At 71.3% G+C, this 18846-nt stretch carries 16 protein-coding genes; 10 read left to right on the top strand and 6 right to left on the bottom strand.

The features are described 5' to 3' along the window. The first annotated feature begins 21 nt into the window (after window positions 1-21). The 3 genes from P1P75_RS19765 to P1P75_RS19755 all read left to right on the top strand — a co-directional run bounded on the left by P1P75_RS19765 (window position 22) and on the right by P1P75_RS19755 (window position 3186). Window positions 22-1074: a CHAT domain-containing protein gene (locus tag P1P75_RS19765; protein ID WP_319257139.1), complete on the top strand. Its 1053-nt coding sequence runs from the start codon at window positions 22-24 to the stop codon at window positions 1072-1074. Window positions 1075-1551: 477 nt separating this feature from the next. Beyond that, the gene (locus P1P75_RS19760; RefSeq protein ID WP_319257135.1) at window positions 1552-2292 is read left to right on the top strand and encodes a hypothetical protein; all 741 of its coding nucleotides are present in this window, start codon (window positions 1552-1554) and stop codon (window positions 2290-2292) included. Window positions 2293-2400: 108 nt separating this feature from the next. Continuing rightward, on the top strand, window positions 2401-3186 hold the full coding sequence (locus P1P75_RS19755) for a hypothetical protein (RefSeq protein WP_319257132.1): 786 nt from the start codon (window positions 2401-2403) through the stop codon (window positions 3184-3186). A gap of 27 nt (window positions 3187-3213) precedes the next feature. Here P1P75_RS19755 and P1P75_RS19750 read toward each other — a convergent pair whose 3' ends face one another. The 3 genes from P1P75_RS19750 to P1P75_RS19740 all read right to left on the bottom strand — a co-directional run bounded on the left by P1P75_RS19750 (window position 3214) and on the right by P1P75_RS19740 (window position 6150). Beyond that, window positions 3214-3858 carry a response regulator transcription factor gene (locus P1P75_RS19750; RefSeq protein ID WP_319257129.1) on the bottom strand — a complete coding sequence of 215 codons (645 nt, stop codon included), beginning with the start codon at window positions 3856-3858 and terminating at the stop codon, window positions 3214-3216. A gap of 91 nt (window positions 3859-3949) precedes the next feature. Further along, on the bottom strand, window positions 3950-4873 hold the full coding sequence (locus P1P75_RS19745) for a TIGR03619 family F420-dependent LLM class oxidoreductase (RefSeq protein ID WP_319257168.1): 924 nt from the start codon (window positions 4871-4873) through the stop codon (window positions 3950-3952). Between the two features lie 32 nt (window positions 4874-4905). Next, window positions 4906-6150, bottom strand: coding sequence for an amidohydrolase family protein (locus P1P75_RS19740; protein ID WP_319257126.1), 1245 nt, complete (start codon window positions 6148-6150; stop codon window positions 4906-4908). A 213-nt stretch (window positions 6151-6363) separates the two neighbouring features. Here P1P75_RS19740 and P1P75_RS19735 point away from each other — a divergent pair, with 213 nt between their 5' ends. The 3 genes from P1P75_RS19735 to P1P75_RS19725 all read left to right on the top strand — a co-directional run bounded on the left by P1P75_RS19735 (window position 6364) and on the right by P1P75_RS19725 (window position 10458). After that, window positions 6364-9333 carry a BTAD domain-containing putative transcriptional regulator gene (locus P1P75_RS19735; RefSeq protein WP_319257123.1) on the top strand — a complete coding sequence of 990 codons (2970 nt, stop codon included), beginning with the start codon at window positions 6364-6366 and terminating at the stop codon, window positions 9331-9333. A 215-nt stretch (window positions 9334-9548) separates the two neighbouring features. Then, window positions 9549-9743, top strand: coding sequence for a hypothetical protein (locus P1P75_RS19730; RefSeq protein ID WP_319257120.1), 195 nt, complete (start codon window positions 9549-9551; stop codon window positions 9741-9743). Between the two features lie 262 nt (window positions 9744-10005). Further along, window positions 10006-10458, top strand: coding sequence for a phospholipase (locus tag P1P75_RS19725; protein WP_319257118.1), 453 nt, complete (start codon window positions 10006-10008; stop codon window positions 10456-10458). Between the two features lie 50 nt (window positions 10459-10508). Here P1P75_RS19725 and P1P75_RS19720 read toward each other — a convergent pair whose 3' ends face one another. Continuing rightward, window positions 10509-12113: a FadD3 family acyl-CoA ligase gene (locus P1P75_RS19720; protein ID WP_319257114.1), complete on the bottom strand. Its 1605-nt coding sequence runs from the start codon at window positions 12111-12113 to the stop codon at window positions 10509-10511. 94 nt (window positions 12114-12207) lie between these two features. Between P1P75_RS19720 and P1P75_RS19715 the strand changes: the two genes are divergently transcribed. From P1P75_RS19715 to P1P75_RS19705, 3 genes are read left to right on the top strand one after another with little or no spacing between them, the layout of a single operon-like run. After that, window positions 12208-13356 (top strand): lipid-transfer protein, encoded by a 1149-nt coding sequence (locus P1P75_RS19715; protein ID WP_319179041.1) that lies wholly within the window; start codon window positions 12208-12210, stop codon window positions 13354-13356. Window position 13357: 1 nt separating this feature from the next. Further along, window positions 13358-13774 (top strand): OB-fold domain-containing protein, encoded by a 417-nt coding sequence (locus tag P1P75_RS19710; protein WP_319257111.1) that lies wholly within the window; start codon window positions 13358-13360, stop codon window positions 13772-13774. Then, window positions 13771-14544: an enoyl-CoA hydratase/isomerase family protein gene (locus P1P75_RS19705; RefSeq protein WP_319257108.1), complete on the top strand. Its 774-nt coding sequence runs from the start codon at window positions 13771-13773 to the stop codon at window positions 14542-14544. Before P1P75_RS19710 ends, P1P75_RS19705 begins: the two co-directional genes overlap by 4 nt. 44 nt (window positions 14545-14588) lie before the next feature. Here P1P75_RS19705 and P1P75_RS19700 read toward each other — a convergent pair whose 3' ends face one another. Next, a complete protein-coding gene (locus P1P75_RS19700; protein WP_319257105.1) occupies window positions 14589-16946 on the bottom strand; it encodes a serine/threonine-protein kinase in 2358 nt (785 codons plus the stop codon). 255 nt (window positions 16947-17201) lie between these two features. Further along, window positions 17202-17924 (bottom strand): VOC family protein, encoded by a 723-nt coding sequence (locus tag P1P75_RS19695; protein WP_319257102.1) that lies wholly within the window; start codon window positions 17922-17924, stop codon window positions 17202-17204. A 134-nt stretch (window positions 17925-18058) separates the two neighbouring features. Between P1P75_RS19695 and P1P75_RS19690 the strand changes: the two genes are divergently transcribed. Continuing rightward, window positions 18059-18694 carry a TetR family transcriptional regulator gene (locus tag P1P75_RS19690; protein WP_319257166.1) on the top strand — a complete coding sequence of 212 codons (636 nt, stop codon included), beginning with the start codon at window positions 18059-18061 and terminating at the stop codon, window positions 18692-18694. Window positions 18695-18846: the final 152 nt, after the last annotated feature.

Below are 18846 nucleotides of genomic sequence, written 5' to 3'. Positions count from 1 at the left end.
TTCCGAGGGAGAAAGCAGTCGATGAACACGAGTAACCTCCGTATGGAACTGGCGAAGAAGAGCGTCGAACACGCGGAAGCGGAACGCAAGGCAACCGAATTCAGACGAAGAGAAGCGACCGAGCGGGCACTCGCGTCAAAGGCACGGTCGCTCGCGTCCAGTGCGGCGGACGCCGGCATGAGCGCCTCGCCCGAATCCGTCGCGCACCATGAAGCCCGCGCCGATCTGGCCGCCCACAGCGCCGGGCTGTGGAGCGCCAAGGCCGCCGGACTGGGCGGCGAGGTGCTGGAGATCAAGGCACGGTTGACCGGGATGGAGGCGGCCGGGCAGACGGAGGTTCCCTCTCACCCGGGGTACGGACGCGGCCGGGGCGGGAAGGCATCACAGGGCCACTCGTCGGCCACCGACATCAGGGGGAACGCCGTGTTTCAGGAACTGCCCACGCCCAAACCGGAGAAGCTGCGCCTGCTCATGCTCGGAGCGGGCCCCGAAGGCGAACTCCGGGTCGCTCGGGAACAGTCGCGGATCCGTGCCGGCGTACGGGACGCCACCCACCGGGACTGGGTGGAGATGGACCCGCACCCCGCCGCGACGACGGACCACCTGCTCACCGGGCTCACCCGGTTCCGGCCGCACGTCGTCCACTTCTCCGGTCACAGCAGCGAAGACCTGCTCGTCTTCGAAAAGGACCTGGACCGGCGCCATCACGGTGCCGCCGTCACGGCTGAGGCGTTCGCCCGCGCCCTGACCGCCGTCGACGAGCCGCCCGTGCTGGTCGTACTGAACTCCTGTGCGTCGGCGGCGCAGGCGGAGAAGCTGATCGGCACGGTCCCCTTCGCCATCGGTATGTCCGCCTCCATCGGCGACATGGATGCGATCGCCTACGCGGCCAGGTTCTACGCCACCCTCTGTGAAGGGCAGTCGCTTCGGGCCGCCCACGCCGTCGCGAAAAGCGCGATCGAACTCGCCGGCCTCGCCCACCACGACCTCCCCACGCTGTTCCACGCCCCGGACGTAAACCCGGCGGGCATCCACCTCGTCTCCCCACCGGCCGAGCACTCACCCGAGTCCTGACGGAGACGGAGGGCCGGCGCCGACGCCGAGCGCGCTCACCACGTCGACGCGACGCCGGCCCCGAACGCCGTCGGCCGGTCCGCGAGTTCAGTGCCTGCCGAAGCGGAAGCGGACCTTCACTCACGGTCCCGATCGCGCCGGGGGCACCCAACGTCGACCCGGCTCCCCCACGGCGCGCGCTCCAGCGCGGCCACCTGGGTGAGCCCCGGCGCTCGCGTGCTTGCTCGCCGCGCAGACCGGCAACCGCCGCCATGCCGGTCAGGCCTGCGTACGAGGCCGTGTCGACGATCGTGCCGCCGTCCGCCACCGTCGACCGACGCCCTACTTGTGTGATCGCTTACGTGCCCACTTCCTGGCCGATTGCACAAGCACACATCAAGTGACCCTCGCGTAGGGACATTTGACCCTGTCGGACGTGCCCGCGGAACTCCAGTATTCCTTCATCGAGAAGGAGAACCCGAGAAGGATGGAGCAGCCGTGGCAAAGAGGAGACTGAAGAACAAGAAGGTCCGTTATGTCGCCATCGGCGCGGCTCTCGCGACCGGTGGCGTCATCGTCACCCTTCTTCCGTCGGCGAACGCGGCCGACGAGAAGACCTCTGAGCAGATCATCACGATGTGCGAGAGGGCCAGGGTACTCAACGGCAAAACGCAGTCCATCTTCGACTTCGGCGGCCACCCGATCGCCGGCCCGAGTCACGAGTCCGACAACTGCGACTACGTCGAGACGAATTTCCAGACGTTCGACGGCCCCACGGAGAAGGCCTCGATCGACTTCCCGAACTGCGAGCCGAACGCCACCGAACCGGCGAAGGTGTCGATCACCTGGAAGGCCACCGTGGGCCAGGGCTCAGGAAAGTACACCGCGACCCAACAGGGCGCCGGGGGCGGGCTCTTCGGCTTTCTGAGCGGGGCCTGGCTCAAGCACAGGGGCACGACCGACATGACCGTCAGGTCGGTGACCGCGGGTGACACGGAGAACAGGGAGGTTCCGGTCGGCAAGGTCCTGCACATGGAGTTCACGCCGAAGATGCAGCGCATGACCGGCGAATGGCGGGTGCGGCTCGACGCCGATCCCGGAAGCTTCGCCGTGAACCCCTCTCCGGAGAAGAACTTCGTGGCCTCGGAACTCGTCGAGGGACCCCTCATCCTGCCGGGAGCCGCCGGGTCCGCAGGCATCGCGGACGGGGCGGTCAAGCCCGTCCTGACGGACTGCTGAGGACTCCTGAGGACTCCTGAGGACTCCTGAGGAACCCTCCCATCAGCCATTTCCTCCCGCATCCCTACCCCTTCCCCCCTCTCTCTTCCCCTTCAAGGAGACGCACCCATGACCAGCCGCAAGGGACATCACCGGAGCAAGAAGAAGCGTGTCGTCATCGCCATGGCCCCGGTGGTGGCCATCGCGGTGGCCGTTCCGCTGATGAACCAGGCGGGTGCCGCCACCCCCTCCGAAGTGACCAGGGACTGCGCGCAGAACGCCGCCAAGCTGGACAACTGTGCATTCGTCGACGTCCAGTTCAAGAGGGACAGCCTCGGGTCCAACAAGCGCGTTTCCACCGTGACCGACAACTGCGGTTCGACGAGCGCCCTCTCGAAGGCCTTCAGCGTGTCGGCGTCGGTGACGAGGTCCGTCACGCTCGAGGACGGGTTCACCGCTTCCGCCGACTCGAAGCTGGGGAACTCGTTCTTCGAGATCGGCGCCAAGTTCAACACCACGGAGATCGACCTCAAGCGGGACGACACCGGTACCGGATTCGACTTCTCACGGACCGACACCGTGCAACCCGACCACCTCGGGTTCTTCATGTGGTCCGAGAAGCGCACCGACGTGAGCGGATTCCTCAAGGCCACGTACAAGGAGGAGCAGGACGGCCAGAAGGTGTTCTTCTCGCCGAGCGAGGGCGGCACGAGCGTGCACGTCTTCTATCCGCAGCTCCTCAAGAACGGAACTCCGGACGGCCGGCTCTGGCTGCGCAACGTGAAATGCGGAACCGCCCAGGCAAACGGAATACAGAACTCGGCGAAGAGCCTCCGCGCGGAACCCGGATTCGGCGAGGGCGGGGCCGGCGTCTCCGACGTGGAGATCCCGCTGACGGAAATCCCGGCGCCGTGACAACTCCCCTCCGCCGCTGAGGAGTTCTCAGGTGCGAAGCACGGGCGTGGCTCCCAGCCACCTCAGGACCGCGTCCGTGCCGCCCCGCGCGTCGAGCTTGGCGTAGATGTTGCTGAGGTTGTTGCGGACGGTCTTCTCGCTGAGGCGTAATCGCAGCCCGATCTCCTGCGCGCCCAGACCGGTCGACAGCAGCTCCATGATCTGGCGTTCGCGTGGCGAGAGCAGCGAGCGCAGCCGCTCCATCGCCTCGCCGCCCAGGGGCAGCCGCCGGGCCCCGTCGCGCAGCGCGGCGCAGGCCGCCGGGGAGAGGTAGGTGTGGCCGACGGTGGCCCCCACGACGGCCGAGGACAGCATGCAGGCGCAGTAGTCGTCCTCGACCAGGTAGCCCGCTCCCCGCCGGAACACCTCGACGATCGTGTCCGTGTCCCGCCGGGCACTGACCACGATCACCGGCACCCGCGCAGCGGCCGGCCCGTCGAGCAGTTCGGCCAGTGCGGCCACGGGATCCGCGCAGAGCAGGACGACCACGTCCACGCCCCGCGGAATCCGGAAGGGCGGGGCCAGGCGCACGACCCGGCCGACGTACGGATCTTCCTGCTCCGGCCAGTCGTCGGGCGGCCACCCGCCGTCGGAGCGGGCGAGGGCGACGGAGAGTCGCTGGGAGGATCGCACGTGATCGTGTCCTTCCGCCGGAGCCATGTCGTCCGTACGTCCGTACATACGCGGCTCGGCGTGGACATGTTCAAAGATTCAATGAATGCTGTCAGACAGGTTGGCCGGACGGCAGCAGCGGTGCCACCTCCGCCCCGAACGCCGCCATCTGGTCCGTGAGTTCGGTACGGCCGCGGGAGCGGAAGCGGACCTGGATCTGGTGGACGCCCATCGCCCCGTACGCGCCGAGGGACTCGGCGATCGCCTCCGGGCGGCCGTGGAGGGTGCGGTGGCCGACGTCCCAGGCGGGGGTGCCGACGTAGAGGGGTTCGGTGAGGGCGCCGATGGTGAGGGGGGTGCTGTCGCCGCGGAGTCGGCGGAGGCGGTCGATCTGTGCGGGGAGTCGGTCCCTGGGGTCGCCCTGGGGCAGCCAGCCGTCGCCCTTGAGGGCGGCCCGGCGTACGGCGGCGGGCGACGAGCCGCCGACCCAGAGGGGGACGCGGGTCTGGGCGGGCCTGGGCCGCTGCCCCAGTTCCTCGAAGTCGTAGGCCTTGCCATGGTGTTCGGGGAACTCCTCGGGGCCGAGTGCGGCACGCAGGGCGTCGATCGTCTCGTCCAGGAGGGCACCGCGCCGCCGGAAGTCGGCACCGAGCGCCTCGAACTCCTCCGGTACGTGTCCGGCGCCGACGCCGAGGATCAGCCGGCCGCCGCTGAGGTGATCGAGGGTGGCGTACTGCTTGGCGGTGAGGAGGGGGTGCCGCAGGCCCACCACGGCGACGTGGCTGAGCAGTCGGACGCGCTCGGTCACGGCGGCGAGGTGGGCGAGCGTGGCGACGGGGTCGTACCAGACGGTGCTCATGGCCCCGGCCAGCCGGCGTGGGATGGCGACATGGTCGCAGCAGGCGACGTACGCGAACCCGGCACGGTCGGCGGCGCGGGCGACGGCGACCAGGTCGGCCGGGCCCGCGCCGGTCTCCCACGGCTCGGTGTAGAGGGTGGACTGGGACTGGACGGGGAGCTGGATGCCGTACGCCATGCCGGTCGCCCTGTCGCTCACCGCCTCGCCCGTCACCGTGTGCCCCCGGCCCACAGGCCGTCCGGCGTCAGACCGAGCAGGTCGATGGCGTTGCCGCGGACGATGCGTTCCACGACGGCGGGGTCCAGGTGGCCCATCTGGGCCTCGCCGACCTCGCGGGACTTCGGCCAGGTGGAGTCGGAGTGGGGGTAGTCCGTCTCGTAGAGCACGTTGCCCACGCCGATGGAGTCCAGGTTGCGCAGCCCGAAGGCGTCGTCGAAGAAGCAGCCGTGGACGTGCTCGGCGAACAGTTCGGACGGCGGGCGGTGGACCTTGTCGGCGACGCCGCCCCAGCCACGGTTCTCCTCCCAGACCACGTCGGCGCGCTCCAGGATGTAGGGGATCCAGCCGATCTGCCCCTCCGCGTACATGATCTTGAGGTTGGGGAAGCGTTCGAACTTGCCGCTCATCAGCCAGTCGACCATCGAGAAGCAGCAGTTGGCGAAGGTGATGGTGGAGCCGACGGCGGGCGGGGCGTCCGTGGAGGTGGACGGCATGCGGCTCGACGAGCCGATGTGCATGGCGATGACGGTGCCGGTCTCGTCGCAGGCGGCGAGGAAGGGGTCCCAGGCGTCGGTGTGGACGGACGGCAGTCCGAGATGCGGGGGTATCTCGGAGAAGGCGACGGCACGGACGCCGCGGGCGGCGTTGCGGCGGACCTCGGCGGCGGCCAGTTCGGCGTCCCAGAGGGGGATGAGGGTGAGGGGGATCAGCCGGCCGTGGGCGGCGGGGCCGCACCACTCCTCCACCATCCAGTCGTTGTAGGCGCGCACGCAGAGCAGGCCCAGCTCGTGGTCGGCGGCCTCGGTGAAGGTCTGCCCGCAGAAACGGGGGAAGGTGGGGAAACAGACGGCGGACTGGACGTGGTTGACGTCCATGTCGGCGAGGCGGGCGGGGACGTCGTAGGAGCCGGGGCGCATCTGCTCGTACGTGATCACCTCCAGTCTGATCTCGTCCCTGTCGTAGCCGACGGCGGTGTCGAGGCGGGTCAGGGGCCGGTGCAGGTCTTCGTAGACCCACCAGTCGCCCATCGGGCCCTCGTCACCGGGCTCCCCCATGACGGGCTTGAAGCGCCCGCCGAGGAAGGTCATCTCGCGCAGCGGGGCGCGGACCGTACGGGGGCCGGTGTCCAGGTACTTCTTCGGCAGGCGGTCCTGCCAGACCGTGGGGGGTTCGACCGTGTGGTCGTCGACGGAGATGATCCGCGGAAAGCTCTCATGGGTCTCATGGGTCTCCATGAGGGAACGGTAGCGCTGATCTGACGGTCCGTCAGTAAGTGTGCTGTGCCGCCTTGCCGAGCGGCTGTGATCGAACGTGTGCGAAGAGGTGGTGACGACTGTGTGGACTCCCGCACACCGCCTTGTGATCGGCGTCTCGCACGGCTGACGGTCGGGGCATGGACAGGGCAAACTGACATAGTTGGTCATCATGCCCAGGGGGAAGGGAGCCCGATGGACGACCGTGTACCGCGTGTGCCGGAGCAGAAGCGTCCAGGTTCCCTCCGGGAGCCGGAGACGTTGCGCTTCGACGTGCTCGGCCCGGTGCGCGCCCGCCGCGGCGACGAGCCGCTGGCCACCGGCTCACCCCAGCAACGCGCCCTGCTCGCCGCCCTCCTGCTCCGCGAGGGCCGGACCGCCACCGCCGCCGAGCTGATCGACGCCCTGTGGGGCGAGGAGTCACCGTCGCAGGCGCTGGCGGCGGTTCGGACGTACGCCTCCCGGCTGCGGAAGGTCCTCGACCCGGGCGTCCTCGTCAGCGAGTCCGGCGGGTACGCGGTGCGCGGACTCGGCGAGGGCTCCCTCGACCTGGCCGTGGCGCAGGAATGGGCGGCCGAGGCGGAGAAGGCGAAAGCCACGGGCGCCCTGGACCGGGCGCGCGAGCTGCTGAACCGCGCCCTCGGGCTCTGGGACGGCGAGGCGCTGGCCGGCGTACCCGGCCCCTACGCCGAGGCGCAGCGCGTCAGGCTGGAGGAGTGGCGGCTCGGCCTCCTCGAATCCCGCCTCGACATGGACCTGGAGCAGGGCCGCCACGCGGAGGCCGTTTCCGAACTGACCGCGCTGACCGCGGCGTACCCGCTGCGCGAGCGGCTGCGCGAACTGCTGATGCTGGCCCTGTACCGCAGCGGCCGGCAGGCGGAAGCCCTCGCCGTGTACGCCGACACGCGGCGGCTGCTCGCGGAGGAACTCGGCGTCGACCCAAGGGCTGGGCTCCGCGAGTTGCAGCAGCGCATCCTCCAGGCCGACCCGGACCTCGCGGAACCGTCCGCGCCGCAGAGCGAACCCAGCGCCACAGCAGTGCGGCCCGCGCAACTCCCCGCGACCGTCCCCGACTTCACCGGGCGGTCCTCCTTCGTGACCGAGCTGAGCCAGGTGCTCGCCGGGGCGTCGGGCGACGGCGGTGAGGGCGGTCGCGTCATGGCCGTGTCCGCGCTGGCGGGCATCGGCGGCGTCGGCAAGACGACCCTCGCCGTGCACGTCGCCCACCAGGCCCGCCCCGCCTTCCCCGACGGCCAGCTCTACGTCGACCTCCAGGGCGCCGGCTCCCGCTCCGCCGAACCCGAGACGGTCCTCGGCGCCTTCCTCCGGGCCCTCGGCACCGCCGACTCGGCCATCCCCGACACCCTGGAGGAACGGGCGGCGCTGTACCGCTCCACACTCGACGGCCGGCGCGTGCTGGTCCTGCTCGACAACGCCAAGGACGCCGCACAGGTACGCCCGCTGCTGCCCGGCACGGAGGGCTGCGCGGCCCTCGTCACCTCACGCGTGCGGATGGTGGACCTGGCCGGGGCCCACCTCGTCGACCTGGACGTGATGTCGCCGGAAGAGGCACTCGCCCTGTTCACGAAGATCGTCGGCGAGGAACGGGTCGCGTCGGAGCGGAAGGCCGCGCTGGACGTCGTCGCCGCCTGCGGCTTCCTGCCCCTCGCGATCCGCATCGCCGCCTCCCGGCTGGCCGCCCGGCGCACCTGGACGGTGTCCGTGCTCGCCGCCAAACTCGCCGACGAACGCCGCCGCCTCGACGAACTCCAGGCCGGCGACCTCGCGGTGAAGGCCACCTTCGAACTCGGCTACGGCCAGCTGGAACCGGCCCAGGCCCGCGCGTTCCGCCTCCTCGGCCTGGCGGACGGCCCCGACATGTCCCTCTCGGCGGCAGCGGCCGTACTCGACCTGCCCCCCGAGGAGACCGAGGACCTCCTGGAGTCCCTGGTCGACACCTCCCTCCTGGAGTCCGCCGCACCGGGCCGCTACCGCTTCCACGACCTGGTGCGCCTCTACGCGCGTGCATGCGCCGAACGCGACGAGTCGCGGCCGGGTGAGCGGGGGGCGGCGATGTCGCGGGTGCTGGACTTCTATCTGGCGACAACGGCCCAGGTGTACGCGATCGAGCACCCCCGGGACCGGCTGGTCGACGACCTGGAGCCCACCAGCTATCCGGGGCTGCGCTTCACCGAAGGGTCGGCGGCCCTGGACTGGCTGTACACGGAGGCGGGCCCGCTGCTGGCCTGCGTACGGCAGGCGGCGGGAACGGAGAGACTCGGCCGGGCCGTCGATCTGCTGTGGGCGGCCAAGGATCTGACCGAGTCGGGAGCCAACTCCCACCAGTACGAGACGACGGCGCGGGCCACCTGTGACGCCACCAGGGCCATGGGCGACGAGCGAGCGGAAGGCAGGGCGCGCACGGTTCTCAGCGATGTGCTCCTGGTCTCCGGCCGCATCCAGCAGGCGGAGGACGAAGCCCAGGTCGCCATGGCACTCGCGGAAGCCGCGCACGACGCCACCGCCGTCAGCTGGGTGGCCAACAACCGCGGGCTCATCTGCCTGCACCAGAGCCGTTTCGGCGACGGCAAGGCCTTCTTCGACCAGGCCCTCGAAGGTCTGCGCGCCGCGGGCAACCGGCCCTTCGAAGCCACCGCCCTGGGCAATCTGTCACGCGCGTACCTGGGGATGGGCAACACCGACAAGGCCGTCGAGATCGCGCGCCGTGGGCTCGCCGCGCACAGCGAGATCGGCCGGTCGGTACGTCTCGCCAACAGCCACTTCGCGCTAGGGGTCGCGCTGACCCAGGCCGGCCGTCATGCCGAGGCGCTGACAGAGTTCTCCGGCGCCCTGGCGATCTTCAACGAGCACCGGCAACGGCTGTGGGAAGGCGTCACCAACTTCCGTATCGCACAGGTGCACCTCGCCGCGAGCAGACCCGCGCAGGCGGCGCAGCACGCCGAACTGGCCCTCACCCTGGGATGCATCGGCGGTGACCGGATGCGGGGGAACGTCCTGACGCTTCTTGGACGTGCCCTGGCCGAGCTGGCGCAGGTGGACCGGGCCAGAGCGTGCTGGCAGGACGCCTTGACCCTCTTCGAACAGAGCGGCGCACCCGAGTCCGACAGCGTGCGCGGGCTGCTGGCGCACGCGTCCGCAGCGTGACGGACGTGCTTGTCCCCGGCCGGCCGGGAGCGTTCAGCGTTTGTTTATCCGCACCCGGCACTGTCTTACGAGTCGGACCGTCGCGTCGGGGGGCAGACGGTTCGGCCAGGAGCCGACCAGTTAGGGTGCGGCTCCGAGCGCCCGTCCGGCAGCACTCGGGGGAGCCTCCGGACGGGCGTTCCTCACTCGTCACCACAGCAGAGGAACTCAGTCCCATGACCGACCAGAAGAAGGACGCGCCCGTCTCTCCGCAGAACAACGCGATGCCCACACCGCCGGCGACGGACGAGACGATCACCACTCTCAACAACGCGATGCCGAGCGAGCCCGCCACGGACGAGGCGATCACCACCCTCAACAACGCGATGCCGGCCCCGCCCGCCCTGAAGCTGGACGGCGGCGGCAAGTAGGGCTTCACAAGCCTTCACACACGGGGACCGATCGACCGCGGCGGCGCGGAGGGGGGCCGCCGCGGTCGAGGTGTGTCGAGGAGCCGGTAGGCCGGTCCGGCTTGTCCGTCCGAACCGGTGCTTCATGTTCCGCTCGTCCTGCGGCGCCCGGAGTTCAGGAATCCTTCGGGCTGACGGGGTGTGAGGGGACCTTGCGCGCGGCAACCATTTTGACATGAACCTGCTGCCCGATGGGCGGGCGGCAGCCTCATGGAGGTGTGGGATGCACCGCAGACTCGGTACCACTCTTGCCGCCTCGGCCCTCTCCCTCGGCGTCGTGTTCGCCACCGCGACCGCGGCCGAGGCCGCTCCCGCCGACAAGCCCCAGGTCCTCGCGAGCTGGACGCAGACCAGCGCGTCGAGCTACAGCCAGTGGACGGCCGCCCGGTCCCACCAGGCCGCCTGGTCCGCGTACGGCTTCAACTGGACGACCGACTACTGCTCCTCCTCGCCGGACAACCCCTTCGGCTTCCCCTTCTCCACCTCCTGCGCCCGGCACGACTTCGGCTACCGCAACTACAAGGCCGCCGGCACCTTCGCCGCCAACAAGTCCCGCCTCGACAGCGCCTTCCACGAGGACCTCAAGCGCGTGTGCAACAACTACGGCGGCGCCACCAGGACCGCCTGCACCAGCACGGCGTGGACGTACTACCAGGCCGTCCGCGCCCTCGGCTGAGCGGATCCGCCGACCACGGCCGGGCGCCCGCGTCACCCGCCCGGCCGCGGTCAGCGGCCCCGCAGTTCCCCCTTCAGCACCTTGCCGCTCGCGTTGCGCGGCAGCTCCGCCAGGAACTCGACCGCTCTGGGCACCTTGTAGTTCGCCATCTCGCGCCGGGACCAGGCGATCAGGTCGTCGCCCGTGAGTACGGAACCCGGGCGGCGGACCACGTACGCCTTGCCGACCTCACCCAGTCGGGTGTCCGGGACGCCGATGACCGCGACGTCGGCCACGTCCGGGTGCAGGCCGAGGAGTTGCTCTATCTCCGCCGGGTAGGCGTTGAAGCCGCCCACGATGAACATGTCCTTGATGCGGTCGGTGATGCGGAGGTTGCCGGCGTCGTCCAGGACGCCCACGTCACCGGTGCGCAGCCAGCCGTCCGGAGTGAGCACCTCGGCGGTGCCCTGCTCGTCCTCGTAGTAGCCGCGCATGACGTTGAAGCCGCGGACCAGGACCTCTCCGGCTTCGCCGGGCCCCTGTTCGGCTCCCGTGGCCGAGACGACCCGCACCTGTGTGCCGGGGATCGCGCGGCCGGACGTCGACGCGATGACCGACGGTTCGTCGCCGCGGCGGCACATCGTGACGATGCCGCTCGCCTCGGACAGGCCGTACGCAGTGAGCACCGTGTCCACGCCCAGTTCGCCGCGCAGCCGCTCCACCAGCCGCAGCGGCACGACCGCCGCGCCGGTCACGACGAGGCGCAGCGCGGAGAGGTCGTAGGTGTCCCGCGCCGAGTGGTCGAGCAGGGACTGGTGCAGGGTCGGCGGGCCGGGGAGGACGGAGATCCGCTCGGAGGCCACGTTCGCCAGCACGGTGTCCACGGTGAACACCGGCTGCGGGATCATCGTCGCGCCCCGCATGAGGCAGGCGATGACGCCCGCCTTGTAGCCGAAGGTGTGGAAGAAGGGGTTCACGATCAGGTAGCGGTCCCCGCGGCGCAGGCCCGCCAGGTCGCACCAGATGTCGTACGCCCGCAGGGTCTGCGCGTGGGTGATGACCGCGCCCTTGGGGCGGCCGGTCGTTCCCGAGGTGAAGACGATGTCCGAGGGTGAGGCGCCGGAGACCTCCAGCGAACGTGTCCGGGCCTCCTTCGCACTCACGCCCTCGCCGCTCGCCAGGAAGTCCTTCCAGGTGTGGAAGCCGGGTGGGGCGTCCTCCGCGAGGACCACCGCCGTCTCCAGTGCGGGCAGTCCGGGCAGGGGCCCCTCCCCCGGGCCCTCGCCCGCGGCCCGCCGCAGCGAGGCGACGTAGGACGTGCCGAGGAACGTGCCGGTGACGAAGAGGAGGCGGGCGCGGCTGCGGGACAGGACGTCGGCCGCCTCGGCGCCCTTGAAGCGGGTGTTCAGCGGCACCAGTACCGCCCCGGCCGACACCGCGCCGAGTGCGGCGACCATCCAGTCCAGCGAGTTCGGCGCCCAGATCGCGACGCGGTCGCCCGTGCGGACCCCGTGGGCGAGGCAGGAGGCCGCCGACCGCTCGACCCGGGCGCCGAGTTCGCCGTACGAGACGCGGGTACGGCCCTCCACCACCGCCTCGGCATCCTTGTACCGGTGCGCCGCCCACCGGACCAGCTCCGGGATCGTTGCCCACTCCCCGGCACCCTCAGCGCGCATCACGGACCTCCTCGCGACAGGTACCTGACTGTCCGTCAGATTAGCTGTAACCTGACGTGCTGTCAGCTCACTTGGCTTCCGTGGAGGTGACCCCGTGGCCGGTCTCAAGGACGCCACCGCCATCGTCGGCATAGGGCAGACGCCCTTCGCCAAGCACCTCCCCGAGGACGAGAAGACCCTCGCCTGCCGCGCCGTCGTCGCCGCGCTCGACGACGCCGGGATCGCACCCGGCGAGGTCGACGCCCTCGCCTCCTACACGATGGAGGAGACGGACGAGGTGGAGCTGGCGAAGGCCGTCGGCTTCGGGGACCTGACCTACTTCGGGCGCGTCCCGTACGGCGGCGGCGGGTCCTGCGCCACCGTCGCCCACCTCGCCGCCGCCATCGCCGCGGGTCAGGCGAGCGTCGGAGTCGCCTGGCGGTCGCGCAAGCGGGGCAGCGGCCCTCGCCCGTGGACGAACACCGCCGTCCAGCTCCCCACCCCGGCCCAGTGGACGCGCCCCTTCGGCCTGCTGCGGCCCGTCGACGAGATCGCGCTCCTCGCCCGCCGCTATCTGCACGAGTACGGCGTCACCCGCGACCACCTCTTCGCCGTCGCCCTCGCCTGCCGCAACCGGGCCAACCAGAACCCGGCCGCCGTCATGTACGACCGCCCCCTGACCCGCGACGCGTACATGACCTCCCGCTGGATCAGCGAACCCCTCTGCCTCTACGACAACTGCCTGGAGACGGACGGCGCCCTGGCCTGCGTGGTCGTCAGCCGCGAACGCGCCCGCGACTGCGCCCGGCGGCCCGTGTACGTCCACTCCGCCGCCCAGGGCCTGCCCGCCCAGCACCACGGCATGGTCAACTACTGGACCGACGACCCGCTCACCGGACCAGCCTGGACCGCCGCCCGGCACCTGTGGAAGCACGCCGACCTCACCCCGCAGGACGTCGACGTGGCCCAGATCTACGACGCGTTCACCCCTTTGATCCCCCTCTCCCTGGAGGGGTACGGCTTCTGCGGCCGGGGCGAAGGCGGTGCCTTCACCGAGGGCGGAGCCCTGGAGAGCGGCGGCCGGCTGCCCCTCAACACCGGCGGGGGCGGTCTCTCCGAGGCCTACGTGCACGGCTTCAACCTCATCACCGAGGGCGTGAAGCAACTGCGCGGCACCAGCACCGCCCAGGTGCCGGGCGCCACGACCTGTCTCGTCACCGCCGGAGAGGGAGTCCCCACCTCCGCGCTGCTGCTGAGGAGTTGAGATGCTCGAACCGGTCGTCGACGCGGACGGCGCCCCCTTCTGGCGGTACGCCGCCCTGGGTGAACTCCGTGTACAGGCCTGCGCCGACTGCGGCGAACCCCGCTTCCCGCCCCGGCCCTGCTGCCCGCACTGCCAGTCCTTCGCCACCGAGTGGCGGCTCACCTCGGGCCGCGGACGCGTCTGGTCGTACGCCGTCCCGCACCCGCCCCTGCTGCCGGACTACGCCGTCCACGCGCCGTACAACGTCGTCCTCGTGGAGCTGGCCGACGCGCCCCGCGTCCGGCTCGTGGGGAACCTGGTCGCCGAGGCCGGCGCGCCGCTCGGCTCCTTCCCCGCCGACCGGGTGCGGATCGGCGCCCGCGTGCGGGCCGTGTTCGACGGGCGCGGGCTGCCCCAGTGGGTCCTGGAGCGCAGTTGAGTCCGCGCCTCAGCATCGACGAGGACAGTGGCGTCGCCGTCGTCACCCTCGACCGGCCCGAGCGGCTGAACGCCATCGACCTGGAGACCGCGCGTGAACTCGCCGGGGTGTGGCGGGCCTTGCGGTTCGACGACTCCGTGCGGGCCGTCGTGCTCGCCGGGGCGGGCCGGCGGGCGTTCTGTACGGGCATCGACCGGGACGCCGCCGTGCCGCAGCCCGGCTCGCCCTACATGCAGGACGATCCGCTGCTCACCGTAGGCCCCAAGGCCAACGACCTGTGGAAGCCCGTCGTCGCCGCCGTCGAGGGCATGGCCTGCGGGGGAGCCTTCTACCTGCTCGGGGAGTGCGAGTTCCTCGTCGCGGGCGCCGAGGCCGTCTTCTTCGACCCGCACACCACGTACGGCATGGTCAGCGCGTACGAGTCGGTGCTCATGGCGCAGCGCATGCCGCACGGGGAGGTCGCGCGGATGATGCTGATGGGGGCGGCGGAGCGGATGTCGGCACGGCGGGCCCACGAGATCGGCCTCGTCAGCGAACTGACGGAGGCCGGGCGGGCGTTGGAGGGGGCTGTCGCGTGCGCGTCCGTCGTCGCCGGGTATCCGGCCGCCGCCGTCCAGGGCACCGTCCGGGCGCTGTGGGCGGCGAAGGAGGCCTCCCTCGCCGCCGGATTCGCGCAGGCGCCGCACCTCGTCGCGCTGGGCAATCTGCCCGGCGAGCAGCAGGCGGAACTCTTCGCGGGGCGGCGGGCGCGGGGCTTCAGGGTGCGCTGAGGATCAGCCGGGTCAGATGTCCGGGAGGGCACGAAGGCAACGGCCTACGCCGTTCGTGCCGTTCCCGTGCCCTTCTCCGCGTCCAGGGCGTAGACGCAGCGGTCCTTGCTGCAGGCGTAGACGACGCCGTCGCGGACCACCGGGGTGCCGGTGATCTCACCGCCGGTCGCCAGCTTCCAGCGGAGGCGGCCGTCGTCGGCCTTCAGGGTGTAGAGCAGGTGGTCGGTGGAGCCGAAGTGGATACGGCCCTCGGCCACCGCCGGGGAGCCGACGATGTCGCCGCCCGCCTGGAAACGCCACTTGGGGGTGCCCGTGACGGCGTCCAGCGTGTAGAGGCCCTTGCCGCTGCCGACGTGGACGTGGCCCGCGGCGACCAGCACCGGGTCGATGGAGGAGCGGGCCTCGGTGGCGATGCGCCAGCGGTCGCGGCCGTCGGTGGCGTCGAGGGCGTAGACCGTGCCGAGGTAGTCGGCGAGGTAGATGCCGCCGCCGGCGACCGCGGGGCCGGGGACGAAGGTGGGCGGGGAGAGGAAGACCGCGGGGGCCTCGAAGTGCCAGCGGACCATGCCGCTCGCCACGTCGACGGCGAGGACGCGGGTGCCGGCCGAGATGTAGACGTAGCCGTCGGGGGCCGCGGTCACCCTGACCGGGACGCCGCTGCAGGAGGCGGAGTCGCCGATGGGGTACGACCAGCGCTCCTCGCCGGTGCGGGCGTCGAGGGCGCGCAGGCGGGCGTCCTGCCAGAGGTAGACGATGCCGTCATGGAGGGCGGGGCCGGCCTCCGGGGACTCGAAGTCGGTCTGGCAGCCGGTGGCCTCCCACAGCTTCTGCCCGGTGGAGGCCTCCCAGGCCTGGACACCGCCACCGCGGGTGCCGGTGACCACCGTGCCCCGCTCGGCCTTGAGGCAGTACACCCAGGAGTCGGTGGGCAGCCGCCACAGGTCGCTGCCCTCACGGGCGTCCAGCGTGAACAGCGTGGGCCCGTCGGAGGCGTGGATACGGCCGTCCGCGACCGCCATCGACCAGGCCACGTCGCGTGTCTTGAAGCGGCGGCGGCCGGTGGCCACGTCCAGGGCGTGCACCTCGAAGGAGGTGACGTAGACGAGGTCGCCGGCGACGGCCGGGGTGCCCCACACGTCGTTGGACATGCGGAACCGCCAGGGGCGCCAGCCCGCCGGGGTCTCCGCGGCGGCCGAGGGCGCGGCGGTGGAGGCCGGGTCGGCGCCGTTGACGCCGGTGCGGGGCCGGGACCAGGAGGCGACCAGGCCGGGCTCGGGCACGGGCGCCTTGACGGCGGCGGTGGCACGGACGTCGGCGACCCGCGGGCCCGGCCCGATCGGCACGGCCGCTCCGGCCAGCCGGACGGGACCGATGTCGGGGGCGCCGACGGCGACGGGTGCGGGCGCCGTGCGGGCGGGCACCACGGGGTCGTGCGCGGGCGGCGGCGGTACGGCGGGCCGGGCCATGCCCACGCCGGGGCTCGCGGGGGCCGCCGACTTGACGGGCAGCCGGCTGCCGCGGCGCGTCTCGATGAGGGTGACCGCCTTCTCGGGCAGCCACGCCGACGCCGTACCGCTGTCGTCGGAGCCGGCGAAGAGGTGCGGGGCCAGCTGGGCCTGGAGGTCGGCGGGGCTGGGGCGGCCGGTGGCCGCCATCTGCATGCAGGAGTCGATGAGCGGGCGCAGCTCGTTCGGGAGGCCCTTCAGGTCGGGGCCCTCGCGCAGCAGCATGAAGACCGTCTCGACCGGGTTGGCGCCGTGGTAGGGCGGGTGTCCGGTGGCCGCGAAGACGAGGGTCGAGCCGAGGGAGAAGACGTCGCTGGCGCCGGTGACGCTGCGCGAGTCCTTGGCCTGCTCGGGGGACATGTAGGCGGGGGTGCCGACGGCGACGTTCGTCATCGTCAAACGGGTGTTCGAAACACCGGACGCGATACCGAAGTCGATCACCCGGGGGCCGTCCTCGACGACGAGGACGTTCGAGGGCTTCAGGTCACGGTGGACGAGCCCTGCGCCATGGATGGACTGGAGCGCCTCGGCGATGCCCGCCGCCAGCCAGCGCACCGCCTGGGCCGGCAGCGGCCCGCAGTCGTTCACTATCTCTTCGAGGGAGGGCGCGGGCACGTAGGCGGTGGCCAGCCACGGCACGGCGGCACGCGGATCGGCGTCGACGACCGCGGCCGTGTAGAAGCCGGAGACCGCCCGCGCCGCCTCCACCTCGCGGGTGAAGCGGACCCGGAACAGCTGGTCCTCGGCCAGTTCCGTGCGGACCGTCTTGATCGCCACGCGGCGGCCGGAGGCCGAACGCGCGAGATAGACCAGCCCCATGCCGCCGGCTCCCAGCCGTCCCAGCACCTCGAACGGCCCGATCCGCCGCGGATCGTGCTGCGTCAGCTGATCCACCACTTGCCTGCCACCTCCCCGTACGGGCCACGCCACCCATATGTGTACGCGACCGAAGTGCAGCGTCTCACCACCGCACCGCCATGTCGGCACGCACCCTGATTCTTCCTGGCCGGGCGCCCGGTTGCGAACCCCGGAACAATCAGGGTGTCTCATTTCATATACGCGCAAGAGGGCACATGAACATGTGTCCGGCCCGCACGCATGACCGCACGCCCGCTCCCGTACCTGTCATACGTGCCGCGAGCAGCGGACGGCTCAGCGCTGCAGCAGTGCGAACGACGCCCCCTGATTGTCGGTGACGACGGCCACCGTTCCGTACGAGGCGGTGAACGGGCCCGCCTGCACCCGCCCCCCGAGGCGGCTCACCGCGCCGAGCGCCGCCTCGCAGTCCTCGACGCCGAAGTGGACGAGGAAGTGCGGCGGCATGACCTCGGGGAAGACGTCGGAGACCGGCGCCCGCCCGAAGTCGGGTACGGCGTCCGGCCCGAACAGGGCCTCGTGGAAGAGGTGGCCGTAGAAGGTGTTGGCGGTCTCGGTGTCACGGGCGTACAGCTGCGCCCAGGCGAAGGCGCCGGGCCTGTGCCGCACCCCGAAGCCGGGGTGACCGCCCGCCTGCCACAGGCCGAAGACCGCACCCTCGGGGTCGACCGCCAGGGCCGCGACCCCCGCCCCGTCGACCGGCGTCGGCGCCGTGACGACCTGCCCGCCCGCCGTCCGGATACGGCGTACGGTCGCCTCCGCGTCCGGCGTCGCGAAGGACACCGTCCACACGGTGGGCATCCGGCCGTCCGTCTTGCGGCCGAGGGCGGCGACCGGCGCACCGTCCAGCCGGGCCCACACGGAGGAGCCGTAGGCCTCCTCGAAGTCCCACCCGAACAGCCCTCCGTAGAACCGCTTGCCCGCGTCCACGTCGGGGAGCTGCGCGTCCACCCAGCAGGGGACGCCCTCTGCGTACACCGATGCCCTGTTTTCGGCCATACAGTCAAACTAACGGCGGTTCACGCAAGCCGCAGACCAGGCACACCCGTCTCCGGACCTTCGCGCACCCCATTTGCAGTCGGCCGAATCGCGCTCCGATCACCCCTCGGTAAGCTGACGGCATGACAGGACAAGTGCGTACCGTCGACGGCCGCGTGGCCGGTCGGCGCGGGCAGGCGACGCGGCAGAAGTTGCTCGACTGCCTCAGCGAGATGCTCGGCTCCTCTCCCTACCGGGACGTCAAGGTCATCGATGTGGCCCGGAAGGCGGGCACTTCGCCCGCGACCTTCTACCAGTACTTCCCGGACGTCGAGGGCGCCGTCCTGGAGATCGCGGAGCAAATGGCGGCGGAGGGCGCCGGGTTGACCGAGCTGCTGGAGGGGCGGTCCTGGGTCGGCAAGGCCGGCTGGCAGACCGCGCAGGAACTCGTGGACGGGTTCCTGGAGTTCTGGAAGCGCAACGACGCGATCCTGCGCGTCGTCGATCTCGGCGCGGCCGAGGGCGACAAGCGCTTCTACAAACTCCGCATGAAGATCCTCAACTCGGTGAACAACTCCCTCTCGGACGCGGTCGCCGAACTGCAGTCCAAGGGCAGGGTCGACAAGGACGTGAACCCCGGCGCGATCGCCGGTTCGCTGGTCGCGATGCTCGCGGCGGTCGCCTCGCACCAGAAGGGTTTCACCGCGTGGGGCGTCAAGCAGGCTGAACTCAAGCCCAACGTCGCGCTGTTGGTGCACCTGGGCGTCACCGGCAAGAAGCCGACGAAGTAGCCCGCGGCAGCCGCCGCTTTGCTCCCCCGTTCACCTCTCACGCGCCCCACGTCCCACGTCCTGTCTGGCAGGCGGTGGTTCATCCGGTCATCCGGATGGGCCGCCGCCTGCCGCGCTATGCGGGCGCTTGACCCGGAGGGACGGGGCGGGAG

The sequence above is a fragment of the Streptomyces sp. ID05-39B genome, from assembly GCF_033794725.1.
GTDB lineage: Bacteria > Actinomycetota > Actinomycetes > Streptomycetales > Streptomycetaceae > Streptomyces > Streptomyces bobili.
This window is presented reverse-complemented; position numbering and strand designations above follow the sequence as displayed.

Excerpts from the sequence above, each read along its gene's own strand:
- P1P75_RS19765 (WP_319257139.1), top strand. The coding sequence starts at position 22 with ATGAACACGAGTAACCTCCGTATGGAACTGGCGAAGAAGAGCGTCGAA.
- P1P75_RS19755 (WP_319257132.1), top strand. The coding sequence starts at position 2,401 with ATGACCAGCCGCAAGGGACATCACCGGAGCAAGAAGAAGCGTGTCGTC.
- P1P75_RS19745 (WP_319257168.1), bottom strand. The coding sequence starts at position 4,873 with ATGGCGTACGGCATCCAGCTCCCCGTCCAGTCCCAGTCCACCCTCTAC.
- P1P75_RS19740 (WP_319257126.1), bottom strand. The coding sequence starts at position 6,150 with ATGGAGACCCATGAGACCCATGAGAGCTTTCCGCGGATCATCTCCGTC.
- P1P75_RS19735 (WP_319257123.1), top strand. The coding sequence starts at position 6,364 with ATGGACGACCGTGTACCGCGTGTGCCGGAGCAGAAGCGTCCAGGTTCC.
- P1P75_RS19730 (WP_319257120.1), top strand. The coding sequence starts at position 9,549 with ATGACCGACCAGAAGAAGGACGCGCCCGTCTCTCCGCAGAACAACGCG.
- P1P75_RS19725 (WP_319257118.1), top strand. The coding sequence starts at position 10,006 with ATGCACCGCAGACTCGGTACCACTCTTGCCGCCTCGGCCCTCTCCCTC.
- P1P75_RS19720 (WP_319257114.1), bottom strand. The coding sequence starts at position 12,113 with ATGCGCGCTGAGGGTGCCGGGGAGTGGGCAACGATCCCGGAGCTGGTC.
- P1P75_RS19710 (WP_319257111.1), top strand. The coding sequence starts at position 13,358 with ATGCTCGAACCGGTCGTCGACGCGGACGGCGCCCCCTTCTGGCGGTAC.
- P1P75_RS19695 (WP_319257102.1), bottom strand. The coding sequence starts at position 17,924 with ATGGCCGAAAACAGGGCATCGGTGTACGCAGAGGGCGTCCCCTGCTGG.